General features: G+C 58.1%; 14 protein-coding genes. 5 read left to right on the top strand and 9 right to left on the bottom strand.

Annotated features, from left to right (window positions below; translation table 11 throughout):
• Positions 1-116 precede the first annotated feature (116 nt).
• The 4 genes from garD to kdgD all read right to left on the bottom strand — a co-directional run bounded on the left by garD (position 117) and on the right by kdgD (position 5655).
• Positions 117-1670 carry a galactarate dehydratase gene (garD, locus tag ACWGZX_RS18675; protein WP_452624942.1) on the bottom strand — a complete coding sequence of 518 codons (1554 nt, stop codon included), beginning with the start codon at positions 1668-1670 and terminating at the stop codon, positions 117-119.
• 11 nt (positions 1671-1681) lie between these two features.
• Positions 1682-3061: an MFS transporter gene (locus tag ACWGZX_RS18670; protein ID WP_452624941.1), complete on the bottom strand. Its 1380-nt coding sequence runs from the start codon at positions 3059-3061 to the stop codon at positions 1682-1684.
• A 175-nt stretch (positions 3062-3236) separates the two neighbouring features.
• Positions 3237-4682: an aldehyde dehydrogenase family protein gene (locus tag ACWGZX_RS18665; RefSeq protein ID WP_452624940.1), complete on the bottom strand. Its 1446-nt coding sequence runs from the start codon at positions 4680-4682 to the stop codon at positions 3237-3239.
• A gap of 61 nt (positions 4683-4743) precedes the next feature.
• Entirely contained in the window at positions 4744-5655 is a 912-nt protein-coding gene (gene kdgD, locus ACWGZX_RS18660; RefSeq protein WP_452624939.1) for a 5-dehydro-4-deoxyglucarate dehydratase, read from the bottom strand.
• Between the two features lie 238 nt (positions 5656-5893).
• Between kdgD and ACWGZX_RS18655 the strand changes: the two genes are divergently transcribed.
• The 3 genes from ACWGZX_RS18655 (at position 5894) to ACWGZX_RS18645 (ending at position 7913) form a co-directional block, all read left to right on the top strand.
• Complete coding sequence (locus ACWGZX_RS18655; protein ID WP_452624938.1) at positions 5894-7198, top strand: phospholipase; 1305 nt, start codon at positions 5894-5896, stop codon at positions 7196-7198.
• Between the two features lie 14 nt (positions 7199-7212).
• Positions 7213-7404: a hypothetical protein gene (locus tag ACWGZX_RS18650; RefSeq protein ID WP_452624937.1), complete on the top strand. Its 192-nt coding sequence runs from the start codon at positions 7213-7215 to the stop codon at positions 7402-7404.
• Positions 7405-7565: 161 nt separating this feature from the next.
• On the top strand, positions 7566-7913 hold the full coding sequence (locus ACWGZX_RS18645; protein ID WP_452624936.1) for a hypothetical protein: 348 nt from the start codon (positions 7566-7568) through the stop codon (positions 7911-7913).
• A gap of 58 nt (positions 7914-7971) precedes the next feature.
• Here the strand turns inward: ACWGZX_RS18645 and ACWGZX_RS18640 are convergent, their stop codons facing one another.
• From ACWGZX_RS18640 to ACWGZX_RS18625, 4 genes are all read right to left on the bottom strand, one after another.
• The gene (locus ACWGZX_RS18640) at positions 7972-8721 is read right to left on the bottom strand and encodes a FadR/GntR family transcriptional regulator (protein ID WP_452624935.1); all 750 of its coding nucleotides are present in this window, start codon (positions 8719-8721) and stop codon (positions 7972-7974) included.
• A 174-nt stretch (positions 8722-8895) separates the two neighbouring features.
• The gene (locus ACWGZX_RS18635) at positions 8896-10623 is read right to left on the bottom strand and encodes an ABC transporter ATP-binding protein/permease (RefSeq protein WP_452624934.1); all 1728 of its coding nucleotides are present in this window, start codon (positions 10621-10623) and stop codon (positions 8896-8898) included.
• Between the two features lie 96 nt (positions 10624-10719).
• Entirely contained in the window at positions 10720-11280 is a 561-nt protein-coding gene (locus tag ACWGZX_RS18630) for a response regulator transcription factor (RefSeq protein WP_007942792.1), read from the bottom strand.
• Positions 11273-12535, bottom strand: a complete 1263-nt coding sequence (locus tag ACWGZX_RS18625; RefSeq protein WP_223516454.1) for an ATP-binding protein — start codon at positions 12533-12535, stop codon at positions 11273-11275. Before ACWGZX_RS18625 ends, ACWGZX_RS18630 begins: the two co-directional genes overlap by 8 nt.
• Positions 12536-12854: 319 nt before the next feature.
• Here ACWGZX_RS18625 and ACWGZX_RS18620 point away from each other — a divergent pair, with 319 nt between their 5' ends.
• Positions 12855-13571 carry an SIMPL domain-containing protein gene (locus ACWGZX_RS18620; RefSeq protein ID WP_452624933.1) on the top strand — a complete coding sequence of 239 codons (717 nt, stop codon included), beginning with the start codon at positions 12855-12857 and terminating at the stop codon, positions 13569-13571.
• Positions 13572-13791: 220 nt separating this feature from the next.
• Here the strand turns inward: ACWGZX_RS18620 and ACWGZX_RS18615 are convergent, their stop codons facing one another.
• Complete coding sequence (locus tag ACWGZX_RS18615) at positions 13792-14160, bottom strand: DUF6124 family protein (protein WP_452624932.1); 369 nt, start codon at positions 14158-14160, stop codon at positions 13792-13794.
• A 1849-nt stretch (positions 14161-16009) separates the two neighbouring features.
• On the opposite strand from ACWGZX_RS18615, the gene ACWGZX_RS18610 reads away from it, so the two are divergent.
• On the top strand, positions 16010-17635 hold the full coding sequence (locus tag ACWGZX_RS18610) for an ABC transporter substrate-binding protein (RefSeq protein WP_452624931.1): 1626 nt from the start codon (positions 16010-16012) through the stop codon (positions 17633-17635).
• Positions 17636-17856 lie beyond the last annotated feature (221 nt).

Raw genomic sequence — 17856 nt, 5'->3', positions numbered from 1 at the left:
TCTGGTAGACCGCTATCGCTGGCAAGCCAGCTCCTACAAATTTGTTGCGTACACAGATTTAGTGGTCGGCGAAATCCTGTAGGAGCTGGCTTGCCAGCGATGCAGGCGACGCGGTATCAGGTGATCGGCGCCGGGTTGAACAGGGTGATGTCGTTATGCAGTTTGTGCTGCTCGGCCCACGTCTGTTTCTTACCGCTGGCCACATCCAGGTAGTAGTGAAACAACTCCCAGCCGAGGTCTTCAATCGAAGCGCGCCCGGTAGCAATCCGCCCGGCATCGATATCGATCAAATCCGGCCAGCGCTGCGCCAGCTCGGTACGGGTCGAGACCTTCACCACCGGAGCCATCGCCAAACCATACGGCGTGCCGCGACCGGTAGTGAACACATGCAGGTTCATCCCTGCCGCCAATTGCAACGTCCCGCAGACAAAGTCACTGGCCGGGGTCGCGCAGAAGATCAGCCCTTTGCGCTTGAAACGCTCGCCAGGGCCAAGCACCCCATTGATCGCGCTGCTGCCGGACTTGACGATCGAACCCAGGGACTTCTCAACAATGTTCGACAACCCGCCCTTCTTGTTGCCCGGCGTGGTGTTGGCGCTGCGATCCGCTTCGCCCTTGGCCAGATAACGGTCGTACCAATCCATTTCCCGCACCAGCTCCTGAGCGACTTCCTCGGTCTCCGCGCGGGAAGTCAGCAAGTAGATGGCGTCGCGCACTTCAGTGACTTCGGAAAACATCACCGTCGCACCGGCACGCAGCAACAGGTCCGAGGCATAACCCAGCGCCGGGTTGGCGGTGATCCCGGAAAACGCATCACTGCCACCGCACTGCATGCCAAGGATTAGCTCGGACGCCGGCACGGTTTCCCGGCGACGCTGATCAAGCTTCTTCAGACGGGTTTCGGCCAGCACCATGATCTGCTCGATCATCTCGGTGAAACCGTGACTCGAATCCTGCAAGCGGTACAACCACGGCTCGCTCAGATCCACCGAACTGTCGTTCTCGTGCATTACCTGCCCGGCCTGCAACTTCTCGCAGCCCAGGCTGATCACTAACGCTTCGCCGCCCAGGTTCGGGTTGCGCGCCAGGTTGCGCACGGTGCGGATCGGGATATACGCGTCGGTCGCCGTAATCGCCACACCACAGCCGTAACTGTGGGTCAGCGCCACCACGTCATCGACATTCGGGTACTTGGGCAGCAGCTCGTCCTTGATGCGCTTGACCGCATGATCGAGCACGCCGGTGACGCACTGAACAGTCGTGGTGATCCCAAGAATATTGCGCGTGCCTACAGTGCCATCGGCGTTGCGATAACCCTCGAACGTAAAGCCTTCCAGCGGTGCCTGCGCCGCCGGCACTTCGGTAGACAGCGGCAAGCTGTCCAGCGGTGGCGCGGTGGGCATGCGCAGTTGATCTTCCTTGACCCAGCTGCCGCGCGGAATCGGCTGCAACGCGTAGCCAATGGTCTGGCCGTAACGAATCACCTGGCCGCCTTCAGGAATGTCTTCCAGCGTGACTTTGTGGCTCTGTGGCACGAAGTCCACAGTCACCAGGCCATCCGGAAACTCAGTGCCGGCTGGCACGCCTTGGTCATTGACCACGATCACTACGTTGTCCCGCTCGTGCAGGCGGATGTAGCGCGGCGAGTCGGAATGTTCAATCAACTGCATGACGCCGCTCCTCAGGAATGCGCTTGTGACAATTTGTTGTTTGTTTCAGGACCGCTGACAGGCGGCTCCTTGAGTACCACACGTTTGATCGGACCGACGATCACCAGGTAGCTGAACACCGCAACCAGTGCGTTGCAACCGACAAACACAAGCGCCCATTTGAACGAACCGGTGGAGCTGATGATGTAGCCGATCACGATTGGCGTGGTGATCGACGCGATGTTGCCGAACATGTTGAACAGGCCGCCACTCAAACCGGCGATCTGTTTCGGCGACGTGTCGGAAACCACCGCCCAGCCCAGTGCGCCCACGCCTTTGCCGAAGAATGCCAAAGCCATGAAGCCCACGACCATCCATTCGATATCGACGTAGTTACAGGCCACGATGCTGCTGGACACCAGCAAGCCCGCGATGATCGGCGCTTTGCGGGCGAACGTCAGGGAATGGCCTTTGCGCAGCAGGTAATCGGAAATCACACCGCCCAACACACCACCGATAAAACCGCAGATCGCCGGCAACGAGGCAATAAAACCGGCCTTGAGGATGGTCATGCCGCGTTCTTGCACCAGGTACACCGGAAACCAGGTCAGGAAGAAATAGGTAATTGCGTTGATGCAGTACTGGCTCAAGTACACGCCCAGCATCATGCGATTGGTCAGCAGCTGACGCACGTAGTCCCACTTCGGACCTTCAGCAGGTTTGTCGGCAGCTTTCCCTTTGCCTTTGTCCTGGTCCATGTCGACCATGCCGCCGTTCTCGGCGATGTGCTTGAACTCGGCCTCGTTGATCATCGGGTGCTGGCGCGGACTGTGGATAACTTTCAGCCAGATCAGCGAGAACACGATGCCTATGCTGCCCATCACCACAAACACGTGCTGCCAGCCAAAGGTGTAAACGATCCAGCCCATCAGCGGGGCGAACAGCACGGTGGCGAAGTATTGCGCCGAGTTGAAGATCGCCGAAGCCGTACCGCGTTCAGCGGTCGGGAACCAGGACGCAACAATGCGTGCGTTGCCAGGAAAGGATGGGGCTTCGGCCAGACCGACGAGGAAACGCAGCATGAACAGCGCAACAATCGCCGTGGACATGCCAAATTCGCCGACGTAGCCCTGGAGCACGGTGAACAGCGACCAGGTGAAGATGCTCAGTGCATACACTTTTTTCGAGCCGAAACGGTCCAGCAACCAGCCACCGGGAATTTGCCCGGCCACGTAGGCCCAACCGAATGCAGAGAAGATATAGCCGAGAGTGACCGCGTCGATACCGAGGTCTTTTTGCAGGCTGGAGCCCGCGATGGCGATAGTGGCCCGGTCGGCGTAGTTGATCGTGGTCACCAGAAAAAGCATGAGCAGGATCAAATAGCGGACGTGAGTCGGCTTGGTCGCTTGCATGTAGATGTACTCCCACTGATTATTTTTATGCGCGGGTGAAACGGGTGTGTTCCCTGTAGGAGCTGTCGAGTGAAACGAGGCGGCGATCTTTTGATGTTTCGCAGCCTCGTTTCACTCGACAGCTCCTACAGGGGTTTGCGGTATCCGGAAAATCCGGATATCGCAGTGCAGCGGCTTAGGAACCGATGTAAGAGGTCTTCACCACGGTGTAGAACTCTTGCGCATAGCGACCTTGCTCGCGGGATCCATAGGATGAACCTTTACGCCCGCCGAATGGAACGTGGTAATCCACGCCAGCGGTCGGCAGGTTGACCATCACCATCCCGGCCTGGGAGTGGCGTTTGAAGTGGTTGGCGTACTTCAGCGACGTAGTGGCGATACCCGCCGACAGACCGAATTCGGTGTCGTTGGCCATGGCCAGCGCGGCTTCGTAATCGGCAACGCGAACCACGTTGGCTACCGGGCCAAAGATTTCTTCGCGGCTGATGCGCATCGCGGCTTCGCTGTCGGCAAACAGCGTTGGCGCCAGGTAGTAGCCTTCGGTGTCACACGTCACCAGACCGCCGCCGCTGACCAGACGAGCACCTTCGGACTGGCCGATGTCGATGTACTTCATGTCTTGTTCAAGCTGAGCTTGCGAGACGACCGGACCAATGTCGGTGCCGACTTTCAGCGCGTGGCCGACCTTGATCGACTTCATGCGTTCGGCCATGGCTTCAACGAACTTGTCGTGAATGCCGGCGGTAACGATGAAGCGGCTCGAAGCGGTGCAACGCTGGCCAGTGGAGTAGAACGCGCTCTGTACCGACAGCTCGACCGCTTGCTTGAGATCAGCATCGTCGAGAATGATCTGTGGGTTCTTGCCACCCATTTCCAGCTGAACCTTGGCCTGACGCGAGACGCAGCTGACCGCGATCTGACGACCAACGCCAACAGAACCGGTGAAGCTGATGCCGTCGACTTTCGGGCTCTGCACCATCGCATCGCCAACCACACGACCGCTGCCCATCACCAGGTTGAACACGCCGGCCGGGAAGCCTGCGCGGGAGATGATTTCAGCCAGGGCCCAGGCGCAACCCGGCACCAGATCGGCTGGCTTCAGCACGACGCAGTTACCGTAAGCCAGGGCCGGGGCGATTTTCCACGCAGGAATTGCGATCGGGAAGTTCCACGGCGTGATCAGGCCAACCACGCCCAATGCTTCGCGGGTCACTTCAACGTTCACTCCCGGGCGTACCGACGGCAGGTAGTCGCCGGACAGACGCAGGGTTTCACCAGCGAAGAACTTGAAAATGTTACCGGCACGGGTCACTTCGCCGATGGCTTCAGGCAAGGTCTTGCCTTCTTCACGGGCCAGCAAGGTGCCGAGTTCTTCGCGACGGGCGAGGATTTCAGTGCCGACTTTGTCCAGCGAATCGTGACGAGCCTGAATGCCCGAGGTCGACCAGGCCGGGAACGCGGCGCGAGCGGCGTCGATGGCGGCGTGGACCTGAGCCAGATCGGCTTTGGCGTAGTTGCCAATGGTGTCGGTCAGTTCGGACGGATTGATGTTGGCGCAGTAATCACTGCCCGCTACCCATTCCCCATTGATGTAGTTATCAAAACGCTTTGCATCTGCCACGGAATGTTCTCCTCACACAAAAGGCCGCTGATCACTCCGCGGCCAATTTAAATCGGATGTGTTATTGCGCACCTTGCTTGTCGATCAGCGCGGCGAGCATTTCGTACTCTTCGGCCGTCAGATCGGTCAGTGGTGCACGCACAGGACCTGCGTCATAGCCGGCAATTTTTGCCCCGGCCTTGACGATGCTCACTGCGTAACCGGCTTTGCGGTTACGGATGTCCAAGTACGGCAGGAAGAAGTCGTCGATGATCTTGCCGACGGTGGCGTGATCTTCGCGAGCGATGGCGTGGTAGAAATCCATCGCGGTTTTCGGGATGAAGTTGAACACCGCCGAGGAGTAAACCGGCACGCCCAGAGCCTTGTAAGCCGCTGCGTAAACTTCGGCGGTCGGCAAACCACCCAGGTAGCTGAAACGATCACCGAGGCGGCGACGGATCGACACCATCAGCTCGATATCGCCCAGGCCATCCTTGTAGCCGATCAGGTTCGGGCAGCGCTCGGCCAGACGTTCCAGCAAAGGTGCGGTCAGGCGGCAGACGTTACGGTTGTAAACCACCACGCCGATTTTTACCGATTTGCACACGGCTTCAACGTGGGCGGCAACGCCGTCCTGGCTGGCTTCGGTCAGGTAGTGCGGCAGCAGCAACAGGCCTTTGGCGCCCAGGCGCTCGGCTTCCTGTGCGTATTCGATGGCTTGACGGGTCGAACCGCCCACGCCTGCCAGAATCGGCACGCTGGTTTCGCAGGTGTCGACGGCAGTCTTGATGATTTCCGAATATTCGCTGGCCGCCAGAGAGAAGAACTCACCGGTGCCGCCCGCGGCGAACAATGCCGAGGCGCCGTATGGGGCCAGCCATTCAAGACGCTTGATGTAGCCCGCGCGATTGAAATCGCCCTGAGCATTGAAATCGGTAACCGGGAAAGACAACAGGCCGGAAGAGAGGATGGACTTCAGTTCTTGTGGATTCATTATTCGAACACCCTGGGTAGCAACGTTTGTGTGTGTGAGGAAACCGTTCAGCTTTCGCCGAGTTGTAGGTCATCGTACAACTTAAATAACAACCGTCAACTGCATTTCATCGCCGTCTGCTGATTTTGTGTGGGACGAGTATTTTCTTGACGTAGGAAATTTCTCATCTATGATCGAAATTACTGTATATGCATACAGCTAAATAAGTTCGTACCGATGACATATCAAGGAGAAAGAAATGTCAGGTCTACACACAAAACCGCAGGAAACCCCCAATCAGGTCATTGCCAATCTGGATGATCTTTTTACCGAGGACGGCATTACCATCCGCGCCAACGAACACTTGGTTCTGCGCCTTGGCGAGCAACACAATGCTGCACCTCCAACGCCCGTCTCAGCATCCGTATATGCCCTGAAAGGCCAGCCTCAGCTGCGTTTCGAGGGGGGTGAGCACACCGCAATCGGCGACACCACGCTGCTGCGTTTCGTCAAGGATGCCCCCGCCATTCCAGCGGCACAGGTTGAGCTGCACCTGCCCAACGGCCTGGCCCTGACCTATGGTCAGGTCGTTGCGTTGGGGGGTGATTTTTATGGCATTCCCGATCAGCCCATCAGTGATGGTGCGACGCCTGCAGATCGTCTCCAGCGGTTTAGCAATGCCTTCAACTCACTCGCTGTGTTGCCGGCCGCCAATGCCGAGGCCAAGCAGATCCTCGCGGTGATGCAGAAGGAAATCGCCGCCGTTAATCAGGCGATCCGCGACGGTAAACAACCTCACGAGGCCTATGACGCCCTCGGAGATACGTTGTCGGAAGAGTGGAACAAGATTACCGGCGGCGGCAGTTTTGTCTCGGCCCTGTTCCCGTTGGGGCGCTATCTGAAATTGGCCGCCAACAACACCGACCACTTTGCCGAAGGAGCACTGGCGGCTTACATCGCCGGGCACACCGCGGCGGTGCAGCAAGCCGTGCTGGCGAAAAACAGTGGCGATGAAAAGCAGCTGGAAATCGCCTACGCCATGAACGCCTTTGCTGATCACTACCTGACTGACCTGTTCTCCGCTGGCCACTTGCGCGTACCGCGCAAGCAGTTGGCAGCGGTAGTCACTCCCAGCGACCTGGGCTCGTTGATCACCCGTTTCATGCACGATGAAGACAGCAAGTTCGGCCTCAATGTGCGCAACGGCAACGGCGACCAATGGCGAGCCTACGGCGACAAGCGTTATTTCGATGCGATCGACAGCGCCAACCGCCTCCAGGTTAATCAAGCGGTACAGCTTTCTGCGGATGAAATCTTCGCGGCGTATCTCAGCGGCGTCGCAGCGCTGCCCGGCAATTTCAGCGCCTTGAAAAAGTTGCCGGACCTGCAAGCCGTGCTGAACCCTGCTGGCAATTTCTCGCCACTGTTCAAGGTCGAGGGCAACAAAGTGCTGCGACGCAAGGACGTCAACAACCTGAACGACACCGCCACCATCGACGACTGGTGGGGCTGGAGCACTTACTTGCTGCTCAAGGACTACACACCCACTGGCAACGTTGCCTGATAAGGAGATCGATGATGACTATCAAATTGACGCTGGAACTGGCTTCGGGGCAATCGCTTAAGGGGGCACCGCTGGAGTTGTTGTCCAAGGGCGTGGTGATTGGGCGGACGGTGGTGGATGAGCGTGGGGATGTAGTGTTCGATGCCAAACCGGCAGCGACTGGTTTGGCAGTGCGGGTGGATCGTTCGATTCTGAAGTCAGGTTGAATCAGCAGCCACAGTGGCTGAATGCGCTGATCGGCCACTCATCTGAACTGGTATTTCTGACAGTAGATCATGGATTGACGTCGGTTTAGTGTCCGGCTTGAGCGGGTCACGAACTGCTCAAGCCATTCCACGCTCCCCCCCAAAAAGAAGGATTTTTTAACATGGATTCGAAGCAAAAAAAATATTCCAAACCTTTGATTCAAAACATCAACCATGTGGATCTCGGCAACAGGATTTCTGTAGCAGAGAACCCAGGAGACATTTGGATTCGCGTCGATACCGTGGGCATGCCGCCAGACACTAAAGTGGCTGTGTTCTTTTCCACCCAGTGGGGTAGTCATGACCATACTATTGGGGAGGACAACCCGGGTTACGTTGACACCAGAATCGAGCACCGCCGCTTCGAAAACCAAATAGGAAGCACCGTAATCGCTCACTACCAAGTGAAGCTCCCGAGCGATCCAGACTCAATTAAATCCGAAGATACAGTGGCAAACGTAGTGAAGTAGTCAAACCTGGCACAACAGCGGTAGTTAATAATTCTTCTACCGCTGAACGAGCAAAAACCTACCCCCGCTGCGCCTCAGCCTCTTCATGCGCATGTCGCAACCGCTCGCGGCTGTTGGTCAGGTGCAAGCGCATCGCCGCCCGCGCTGCATCCGAATCCTGGCGGGCGATGGCGTCGTAAATTTCTTCATGTTCTCGGCTCAGGCGATTCATGTAGTGCTGCTGGTCGTCATGGGCCAGGCGTGCCGAATTCAGCCGCGTGCGCGGAATGATGCTGGTTCCCAGGTGGGTCATGATGTCGGTGAAGTAGCGGTTACCGGTCGCCAGCGCGATTTGCAGGTGGAACTGGAAGTCCGAGGCGACCGCATCGCTGGCATGGGAAGCGCTTTCGTTGAGGGCGTCCAGCGCGGCACGCATCAATGCCAACTGCTCGGCGCTGCGGCGTTGCGCGGCGAGACCGGCGGATTCCACTTCGAGGCTGATGCGCAATTCCAGAATGGCCAACACGTCACGCAGGGTGACCACCGTCGCCGGGTCGATACGGAAACCGCTTGGGCTCGGGGTATCGAGCACGAAGGTGCCGATGCCATGGCGGGTTTCAACCTGCCCGGCTGCCTGCAAGCGGGAAATCGCTTCGCGCACCACGGTGCGGCTGACGCCATGGGCGTCCATGATCGCCGACTCGGTGGGCAATTTGTCGCCGCGCTTGAGGTGACCGTCGCGGATCTGCTCGGACAGCACCGTCACCAATTCCTGTGCGAGGCTGCGGCGCTTGCGAGGGAGGCGTGGTGTGTCGATCGGGTTTTCCATGGTGAACTTCTGTCTCGAAAATTCGGCTGAAACCGCATCATAGCTCAACGCGGTTGTACGATCACCGTCGGTGTAGGAGCAAGGCTTGCCCGCGATGAACGATAACGCGGTCGTGCGGATAGACCGAGTTGTGGCCATCGCGGGCAAGCCTTGCTCCTACAGGGATTGCGGTGTTTATGCGGTCACGGTCTGGTCCACCAAATGGCCGTTCTCGATACGAACATGCCGTGGGTGGAAACGTTTCAAGCTGCTACGATGCCCGACGCTGACAATGCTCAAGCCCGGTATTTCATCGATCAACGCCTGATACAGCGATGCCTCATCCTCTTCATCCATCGCCGAGGTCGCTTCATCCATATACAGCCATTGCGGTGCATACAGCAGCGCACGGGCAAACGCCAAACGTTGCTGCTCGCCGGGCGAGAGCATGCGTTGCCAGTGGTTCGCTTCATCCAGACGTGAAACGAGGTGCGGCAAACGGCAGGTTTCCAACACGTGTATGTAACGTTCCTGCGAATAGGTATCGCCGGCCTGTGGATAACTCAGCACTTCACGCAGGCTGCCAATCGGCAAGTACGGCTTTTGCGGCAGGAACAGGTAGCGCGCCGACGGCAGACGAATACTGCCGTGACCCGCCGGCCACAGATGCCCCATCGCACGCAACAAGGTCGACTTGCCGCTGCCGGAACGACCGCTGAGCATGACACGCTCGCCCTCTTCCACCGCCATGTCGGCGTTGGTCAGCAGATGACGGCCGTCCGCCAAATCCAGACCGAGGTTGTGGATCTTCAGTTCATCACCCTGATTCTGTACGTCGATGGCCGGCTGGCGCTCTTCGTTGTCAGTCATGGCCTGACGGAAACTCAGCAGACGATCACAAGTGGCGCGCCATGAAGCGAGGTTCTGGTACGCACTGATAAACCAGCTGAAACTCTCTTGAACATTGCCGAACGCCGAACTGATTTGCATCAGTTCACCGAGCTCGATTTTGCCGGCGAAGTAACGCGGCGCGGCGACCATGAAGGGGAAAATGATCGCGGCCTGGCTGTAACCGGCCGTGAAGAACGTCAGGCGCTTGGACACTTTCATGATGTCCCAGAAGTTGTGCCAGACCAACCCGAAACGGCTGCTCAAACGACGATTTTCGTTCGGTTCGCCGTTATACAGCGCAATACTTTCGGCATTCTCGCGAACCCGGACCATGGAGAAACGCAGGTCGGCTTCAAAGCGTTGTTGTTGGTTGTTCAGGCCGATCAGGCGACGACCGATCAAGTGCGTCAGCCAGCTACCGACCACGGCATAAACCAGCACACACCAGAACATATAGCCGGGAATGGTAAAACCAAACACCTCGATACTGCCCGACACGCCCCACAGAATGATCGAGAACGACACCAGACTGACAATGTTGCGCAGTAAACCAATGCCCAGTTCCAGCGTGTTCGAAGTGAAGTTGTTGAGGTCTTCGGAAATCCGCTGGTCCGGGTTATCGGTGTAACCGCCCTGCTCCAACTGGTAGTAGTTTTTGTTGCCCAGCCAGCGGGCAAAGTGCTTCTCGGTCAGCCAGGCTCGCCAGCGGATGGTCAGCATCTGCGTCAGATAAAGCCGGTACACCGCGCCGACAATCGCCACGGCCGCAATCGCGCAGAAATACAGAATCAGCTGCAAAAACGCCGCTTCATCCTTCTTCTGCAAGGCATTGTAAAAATCCTTGTACCAGGTGTTGAACCACACCGAGATGCCCACGCTGATCAGCGACAACGCAATCACCGCGATCAGCAGGGTCCAGGCCTTGACCTTCTCTTCACTTCGCCAATAGGGCGTGATGATCGCCCAGACCTTGCGGAAAAACTGCCCGCGCACGGCATCATTGACCGCGGAATATTCAGCGTTCTGATTCATGGATAAGGCTCGATAGGGAAAAGAACACACACGAACCGATCATAGTTGATCGGTTCGGGTTATCGCGAGGGCTGGCGATGATCGTTCAGCGTCCGTTCAGCGGCGGACCGGACGTTTCTGCAGTTTGCGCTGCAGGGTTCGGCGGTGCATGCCCAAGGCGCGGGCCGTGGCCGAGATGTTGCCTTCGTGCTCGGTCAGCACGCGCTGAATGTGTTCCCACTGCAAACGGTCCACCGACATCGGGTTTTCCGGTACCAGGGTATCGAGGTCGGCGTGTTCGGACAGCAGCGCGGCCAGCACGTCGTCGGCGTCGGCCGGTTTGCACAGGTAATTGCAGGCGCCGCGCTTGATCGCCTCGACGGCGGTGGCGATGCTCGAATAACCGGTGAGGATCACCACGCGCATTTCCGGGTCCAGCTCAAGCAACTTGGGCAACAAGACCAAACCCGAGTCACCGTCCATTTTCAGGTCCAGCGCGGCGTAATCCGGCAGATCGGCCTGGGCGATGGTCAGGCCTTCTTCGGCAGAGCCTGCGGTGCTGACGCGAAAACCACGGCGGGCCATGGCACGGGCCATCACGCGGGTGAAGGTTGCATCGTCGTCGACTAACAGCAAATGCGGCAGTTCTTCGCCTTCTACTTGGATCTCGTCACTCATGTTCGTCTCCTCGGGCGACACGGGGCAGGCGCAGCTCGGTGAGCGTGCCGCCTTCCTCATGACTGTAGAGTTTCACTGAGCCGCCGGCGCGTGTCACGCTGGCCTTGCTCAAAAACAGGCCCAGGCCGAAACCTTTGCCCTTGGTGGTAAAAAATGGTTTGCCGATCTGTTCGGCGATGGCCAGTGGCACACCGGCGCCGTGGTCGCGAATGCTGATGGTCAGATCTTCGGCGTTCCAGTCCAGCGTCACTTGCAGCCCTTCCGGGCACGCATCGGCGGCGTTATTCAGCAAATTCAGCAGCGCTTGGGTCAGGTCCGGCGGCGGCGCCATGCGCGGCACGGTGCCCTGACCCAGACGCTGGAAGCGGTAACTGGCTTCCGGGCGCATCAGGTGCCAGCGGTTCAGCGCTTCGTCGAGCCAATCGGTGACGTCCTGCATCTCCACCGCCAAGCGGCGATTGGCCTCGGCGGCACGCACCAGTTGCTGCAAAGTCTCTTTGCAGAGCTTGACCTGATCCTGCAACACGCTCAAATCGTCCTGCAACAACGGGTCGTGATGGTCCTGACGCATCTCCTTGAGCAACACGCTCATGGTCGCCAGCGGCGTGCCCAGTTCATGAGCCGCGCCTGCCGCTTGCGTCGCTACGGCCAGCAATTGCTGATCACGCAGGCCTTCTTCACGACGAATGGCGCGCAGCTCTTCCTGACGACGCAGCTCTTCAGCCATGCGCGCGGCGAAAAATGTAATCACCGCCGCGGCCAGCGCGAAACTCAGCCACATCCCGTAGACCTGCAGGTTTTCCCGAGCGATCGGGAAGGTTTGCAGTGGATAGAAACGCACGAGCAGCAAGGTGTACATCGTCAACGCAATACCGGACAGAATCACCGAATAGCGCCATGGCAACGTCACCGCGGCGATGGTCAGCGGCACCAGGTAATAAGAGACGAACGGGTTGGTCGAGCCACCGGAGAAATACAGCAGGGCACTGTGGATAAACAAGTCGCAGGCCAGTTGCAGCGCGTATTCGAGCTCGGTCACTGGCCATGACGTACGCAGTCGAACCGCCGTGAACACGCACAGCAGCATCGAACACCCGAGGGTCATTGCCAACTGCACCCACGGCAGCGGCAGCAGGTCGAACCAGTAGGCCAACCCCACTGAACCGGCCTGAGCGGCGAGTACTAAAGTGCGGATGAACGTCAGCCGCCAGAGGTTCTGGCGAGTGGCAGAAGTGATTTGAACGGGGGCGAGCATGAGCTCTCCTGATGAGCGCTCCAGGCGGATCGCACGGAGTATAACCAAGCGCGGGGGCTGACAGGCAAAAGTGCGGCAAAGCGCCACATGGCAGAAAGTATTGTGGCGTCTATAAGACCGCCTTCGCGAGCAGGCTCGCTCCCACATTGAAATGCACTCCTCTGTAGGAGCGTGGCTTGCCCGCGATTGGCCGCGAAGCGGTCACCTGCAATCCATCTGTATAGAAGTTGTAACTGTGCGAACCGGATCATCAAAGCTAGAGTCTGATGGTTTCACGCAGGCTCGGACCCAACACCTGCGCACCGCCCAAGGAGCTTTCATGCACACATTGCGCCGCTGCACCGCCCTTCTCGCCCTGAGTGTCGGCACCCTCGCCAGCCTCCCGGCCCTGGCCGCCGACGAGTTGCACTACAACCAGATTTCCCTGCGCGCCGAAGTCAGCCAGGAAGTGGCGCGCGACCTGATGATCGTGACCCTCTACACCGAAGACCAAAACACCGACCCGGCCAAACTCGCCGCCGACGTCAGCACCACCATGAACAAAGCGCTGGCCCAGGCCAAAAAGGTCAAAGACATCACCCTGCGCCAGGGCAGCCGCAACAGCTACCCGATCTACGACACCAAAGGCCAGAAAATCACCGGCTGGCGTGAACGCGCCGAACTGCGCCTGGAAAGCTCGGACTTCGCCGCTCTGTCGAAACTGACCGGCGAACTGCTTACCGACCTGAAAATGGGTGGCATGGACTTCGCCATCGCCACGCCGACGCGCAAGGCCAGTGAAGATGCGCTGCTGAAAGAAGCCGTGACCGCCTTCAAGGCTCGCGCGCAATTGGCGACGGATGCGTTGGGCGGCAAGAGCTACAAAATCGTTAACCTGAACCTGAACAGCAACGGTTATCCACAACCATACATGCGCGGACCGATGATGATGAAAGCCGCCGCGATGGATGCAGCGCCGGTGACACCGGATGTTGAGGCGGGCACGAGTCAGGTCAGCATGACGGCGGATGGGGCGATTGAAGTGTTGATGCCTTGATCTGATAGCCCGTACACAAAAACGGCGATCACTGGAGTGATCGCCTTTTTTTTGCCTGCCAAAAGCCAGGGTGAACCCTTCAGTCTTTTGGCGAGTGATCTGTCGCCATCGCGAGCAAGCTCGCTCCCACAGTTGATATGCGTCGTACGCCGACTTCGCGAACGACAACACCCCCTCTGGGAGCGAGCTTGCTCGCGATGAACGATAACGCGGTCTTGGATCAGCCCTGCGGATCCACGTTATCCAACGCCCGATTCACAGCCAACTCCGCCAGCATGATGATCTGCTGAATCGCCAACACCGTATTACGCTGCGGGCCGATCAGGTTGGCGGCGAAATCACTGGTCATGACGCTGGCGGATGCCAGTGACTCGCAGGCTTGGGCCAGGAGGCTTTCGGTGTCCATGTTCGGGGCGATCATGTACATCGTGCTGGGGCGGCGAGGTTTTTCGGTGTATTGCGAGGGGGGATCGAGGTAGTAATCGAGTGCGCGTTTTATGGCTTCGCGGTCTTTGAGCAACGTCTCGGCGCGTAAGTCTTCGGCTTCGGCTTCGGGTGTGGTGGGCGGATCGGGGATTAACTTATCCATGGAATACTCCTACTGGTAACGGGAGCCATCCCTTCGCCGGATCTCAAGCGGCGAAGAGGTGGCAGCTATGTGCAGAGTGAGATCACCGGTAGTAGGCACCCGGCCAGACCGAAGTCTGCCCGCACACAGCCGCCATAACGCATTTACAGGCAGCAGATAAGCTGGCGCCAATTATGGTGGCATTGGCGCTAGATGAATACTAATTGCCGGGGATCTCACGCCCGGTCGCTGATTTTGCAGCGACAGCTAGAGGTTAGAGACAGGGCTTCCTACCCGGCAACCTGAAAAATGCGTGGGAAAGCTCTGTGTTTTTTACACACTGCTAAACACATAAAAGCAGGATGAATATAAATCGGGGATAGCAGAAAGGGCTGGTTGGCTGTCAGGTTGTCATCGCGAGCAGGCTCGCTCCCACAGGGAACTGTGTACATCTGCTAGAGATTAGTCGGCTGCCTGGCCGCCTTCGCTGGCAAGCCAGCTCCTACAAGGGAATGGTGTACACCTGCTGGAGACTGGTCGGCTTTCAGGCCGCCTTCGCTGGCAAGCCAGCTCCTACAGGGGAATGGTGTACACCTGCTGGAGATTGGTCGGCTGTCAGGCCGCCTTCGCTGGCAAGCCAGCTCCTACAGGGGAATGGTGTACATCTGCTGGAAATTGGTCGGCTGTCAGGCCGCCTTCGCTGGCAAGCCAGCTCCTACAGGGGAATGGGGTATATCTGCTGGAGATTGGTCGGCTGTCTGGCTGCCTTCGCTGGCAAGCCAGCTCCTACAGGGGAATGGGGTATATCTGCTGGAGATTGGTCGGCTTTCAGGCCGCCTTCGCTGGCAAGCCAGCGCCTACAGGGGAATGGTGTACATCTGTTGGAGATTGGTCGGCTGTCTGGCCGCCTTCGCTGGCAAGCCAGCTCCTACAGGAGAATGGTGTACATCTGTTGGAGATTGGTCGGCTGTCTGGCCGCCTTCGCTGGCAAGCCAGCTCCTACAGGAGAATGGTGTACATCTGTTGGAGATTGGTCGGCTGTCTGGCCGCCTTCGCTGGCAAGCCAGTTCCTACAGTAGATCGGTGTACACCCGCCGCTCTTCACCACTCATCAGGCCGAGCGTTAGCTCGCCTGCAGCTTTTGATCTTGATCCACCCGCCCCTTCGGGAGGCTGAGTGGAGGTGTTCATCCGGGGAGTGGCGCGCAGCGCCGTTCGACGCAGTCGAACACGCTGCATGTAGGTCGTCGCGAAGCAGACCGGAGGGCAGTGTCCCCGGATGGATACCGGAGCGAAGGAACGCCGAGCCCAGGCGAGGGGCCGGACGCTCGGGGCGAGCCTTTTTGGTTCCTTTTGTGGCGTTTGACAAAAGGGACTCGCTGTAAGAGCGAAACCGCCGGCGGCCGTTGCCGCAGGAATGGATATGTACACCTGCAAGAGACTGGTCGGCTGTCAGGCCGCCATCGCAGCGATGCGGCGACCCAACAAACCAGCTCCCACCTTTTGGATGTGGACACAAACAAATACGGGGTAACAGTCCTGTTCTATCATCCCTAAGGCGCTACCGAAAGCACCGGCGGTTGCACCCCCAAACCGAGGGTATAAATAAGTAACACCGCGCGCCATCCGAGTGCGCAACACGAAGCAATTGCCCTGCACCGGTGCGCCCGGTTGCACCGAAAAAAACCTGCGCAAACGGTCAATTGCGCCTGAATTTATACATATGCGACATTAAGGTACGTACGTGCCACTGTTTAACGCCTATGCTCGATCAGGATCTTGCATTGGGTATGGCCCCTGCATAAGTATCCGCAGGGTCGACTCACGAGGTCGTCCTATAATTCCAAAAAAGCCACAATCATGAGGCCACCATGCTTAAACACGCGGTCATTCCGTTTTTAGTCGGCGCCAGCTTATTAGCCAGCGCACCCTTCGCCCAAGCCGCGACTAACCTGGTGTTCTGCTCCGAAGGGAGCCCGGCCGGTTTCGATCCAGGTCAATACACCACCGGAACCGACTTCGACGCCTCTGCAGAAACCATGTTCAACCGTCTGACCCAGTTTGAGCGCGGCGGCACCGCCGTGATTCCTGGTCTGGCGACCAGTTGGGACATCTCCCCGGACGGCCTGACGTACACCTTCCACCTGCGCGACGGCGTCAAGTTCCACACCACCCCGTACTTCAAGCCGACTCGTGATTTCAACGCCGACGACGTGCTGTTCACCTTTAATCGCATGATTAACAAGGATGACCCGTTCCGCAAAGCGTACCCGACCGAATTCCCGTACTTCACCGACATGGGGATGGACACCAACATCACCAAGATCGATAAAGTCGACGACAAAACCGTCAAGTTCACCCTGAAAGAAGTTGATGCCGCGTTCATCCAGAACATGGCCATGAGCTTCGCCTCGCTCCAGTCCGCCGAGTACGCAGCTCAGCTGCTGAAAGAAGGCAAAGCCGCCGACATCAACCAGAAGCCGGTCGGCACTGGTCCGTTCGTGTTCAAGAGCTACCAGAAAGACTCCAACATCCGCTACACCGGAAACAAGGACTACTGGAAGCCGGACGACGTGAAGATCGACAACCTGATCTTCGCCATCACGACCGACCCGTCGGTGCGTATCCAGAAGCTGAAGAAGGGCGAGTGCCAGATCACTCTGTTCCCACGTCCGGCCGACCTGAAAGCGCTGCAAGAAGACAAGACTCTGAAGGTGCCTAACCAGGCCGGCTTCAACCTGGGTTACATCGCCTACAACGTGATGCCTAAGGTCAAGGGGCAAACCGATGCGAACCCGCTGGCCGAGCTGAAAGTTCGCCAGGCACTGGACATGGCCGTCAACAAGCAACAAATCATCGACTCCGTGTACCAAGGCGCCGGCCAACTGGCCGTCAACGCCATGCCTCCGACCCAGTGGTCCTACGACACCACCATCAAGGATGCGCCGTACAACCCTGAGAAAGCCAAAGAGCTGCTCAAGGAAGCCGGCGTGAAAGAAGGCACCGAAATCGTTCTCTGGGCGATGCCGGTACAGCGTCCATACAACCCGAACGCCAAGCTGATGGCAGAAATGCTGCAGTCCGACTGGTCCAAGATCGGTCTCAAGGTCAAGATCCAGAGCTACGAGTGGGGCGAGTACATCAAGCGCTCCAAAGGTGGCGAAAACCAGGCGATGCTGATTGGCTGGAGCGGCGACAATGGTGATCCGGATAACTGGCTGAACGTGCTGTTCGGCTGCGATTCGCTGGAAGGCAACAACTTCTCCAAGTGGTGCGACAAGAAGTTCGACGGCATCGTCAAGGAAGCCAAGCGCACGACCGACCAGGCCAAGCGCACCGAACTGTACAAACAGGCGCAACACGTCCTCAAAGACGCAACGCCAATGACACCTATCGCTCACTCGACGGTGTTTCAACCTATGCGTAACGAAGTGCAGGATTTCAAGATCAGCCCGTTTGGCTTGAACTCCTTCTACGGCGTCAGCGTCAGCAAATAAGGTGTTGCAACGGCGACGTTTCTGACGTCGCCGTTGTTTTACCTGCCGACAAAGTAGGAAAACTCTTACATCCAATTCCACCGCGTACTACTGCGGAGGTGTCGGACGCGTTGCCTTTTCCTACGAGTCTTTAGGACTCTACGCATTTACTGCCAGATCCACGGCTCATACCGTCGGGTTCTGACCAGCTCATGTGTGGGCTATCGGTTTTTGCTGCAAGC

The organism is Pseudomonas sp. CLCA07 (assembly GCF_053615335.1).
This window is presented reverse-complemented; position numbering and strand designations above follow the sequence as displayed.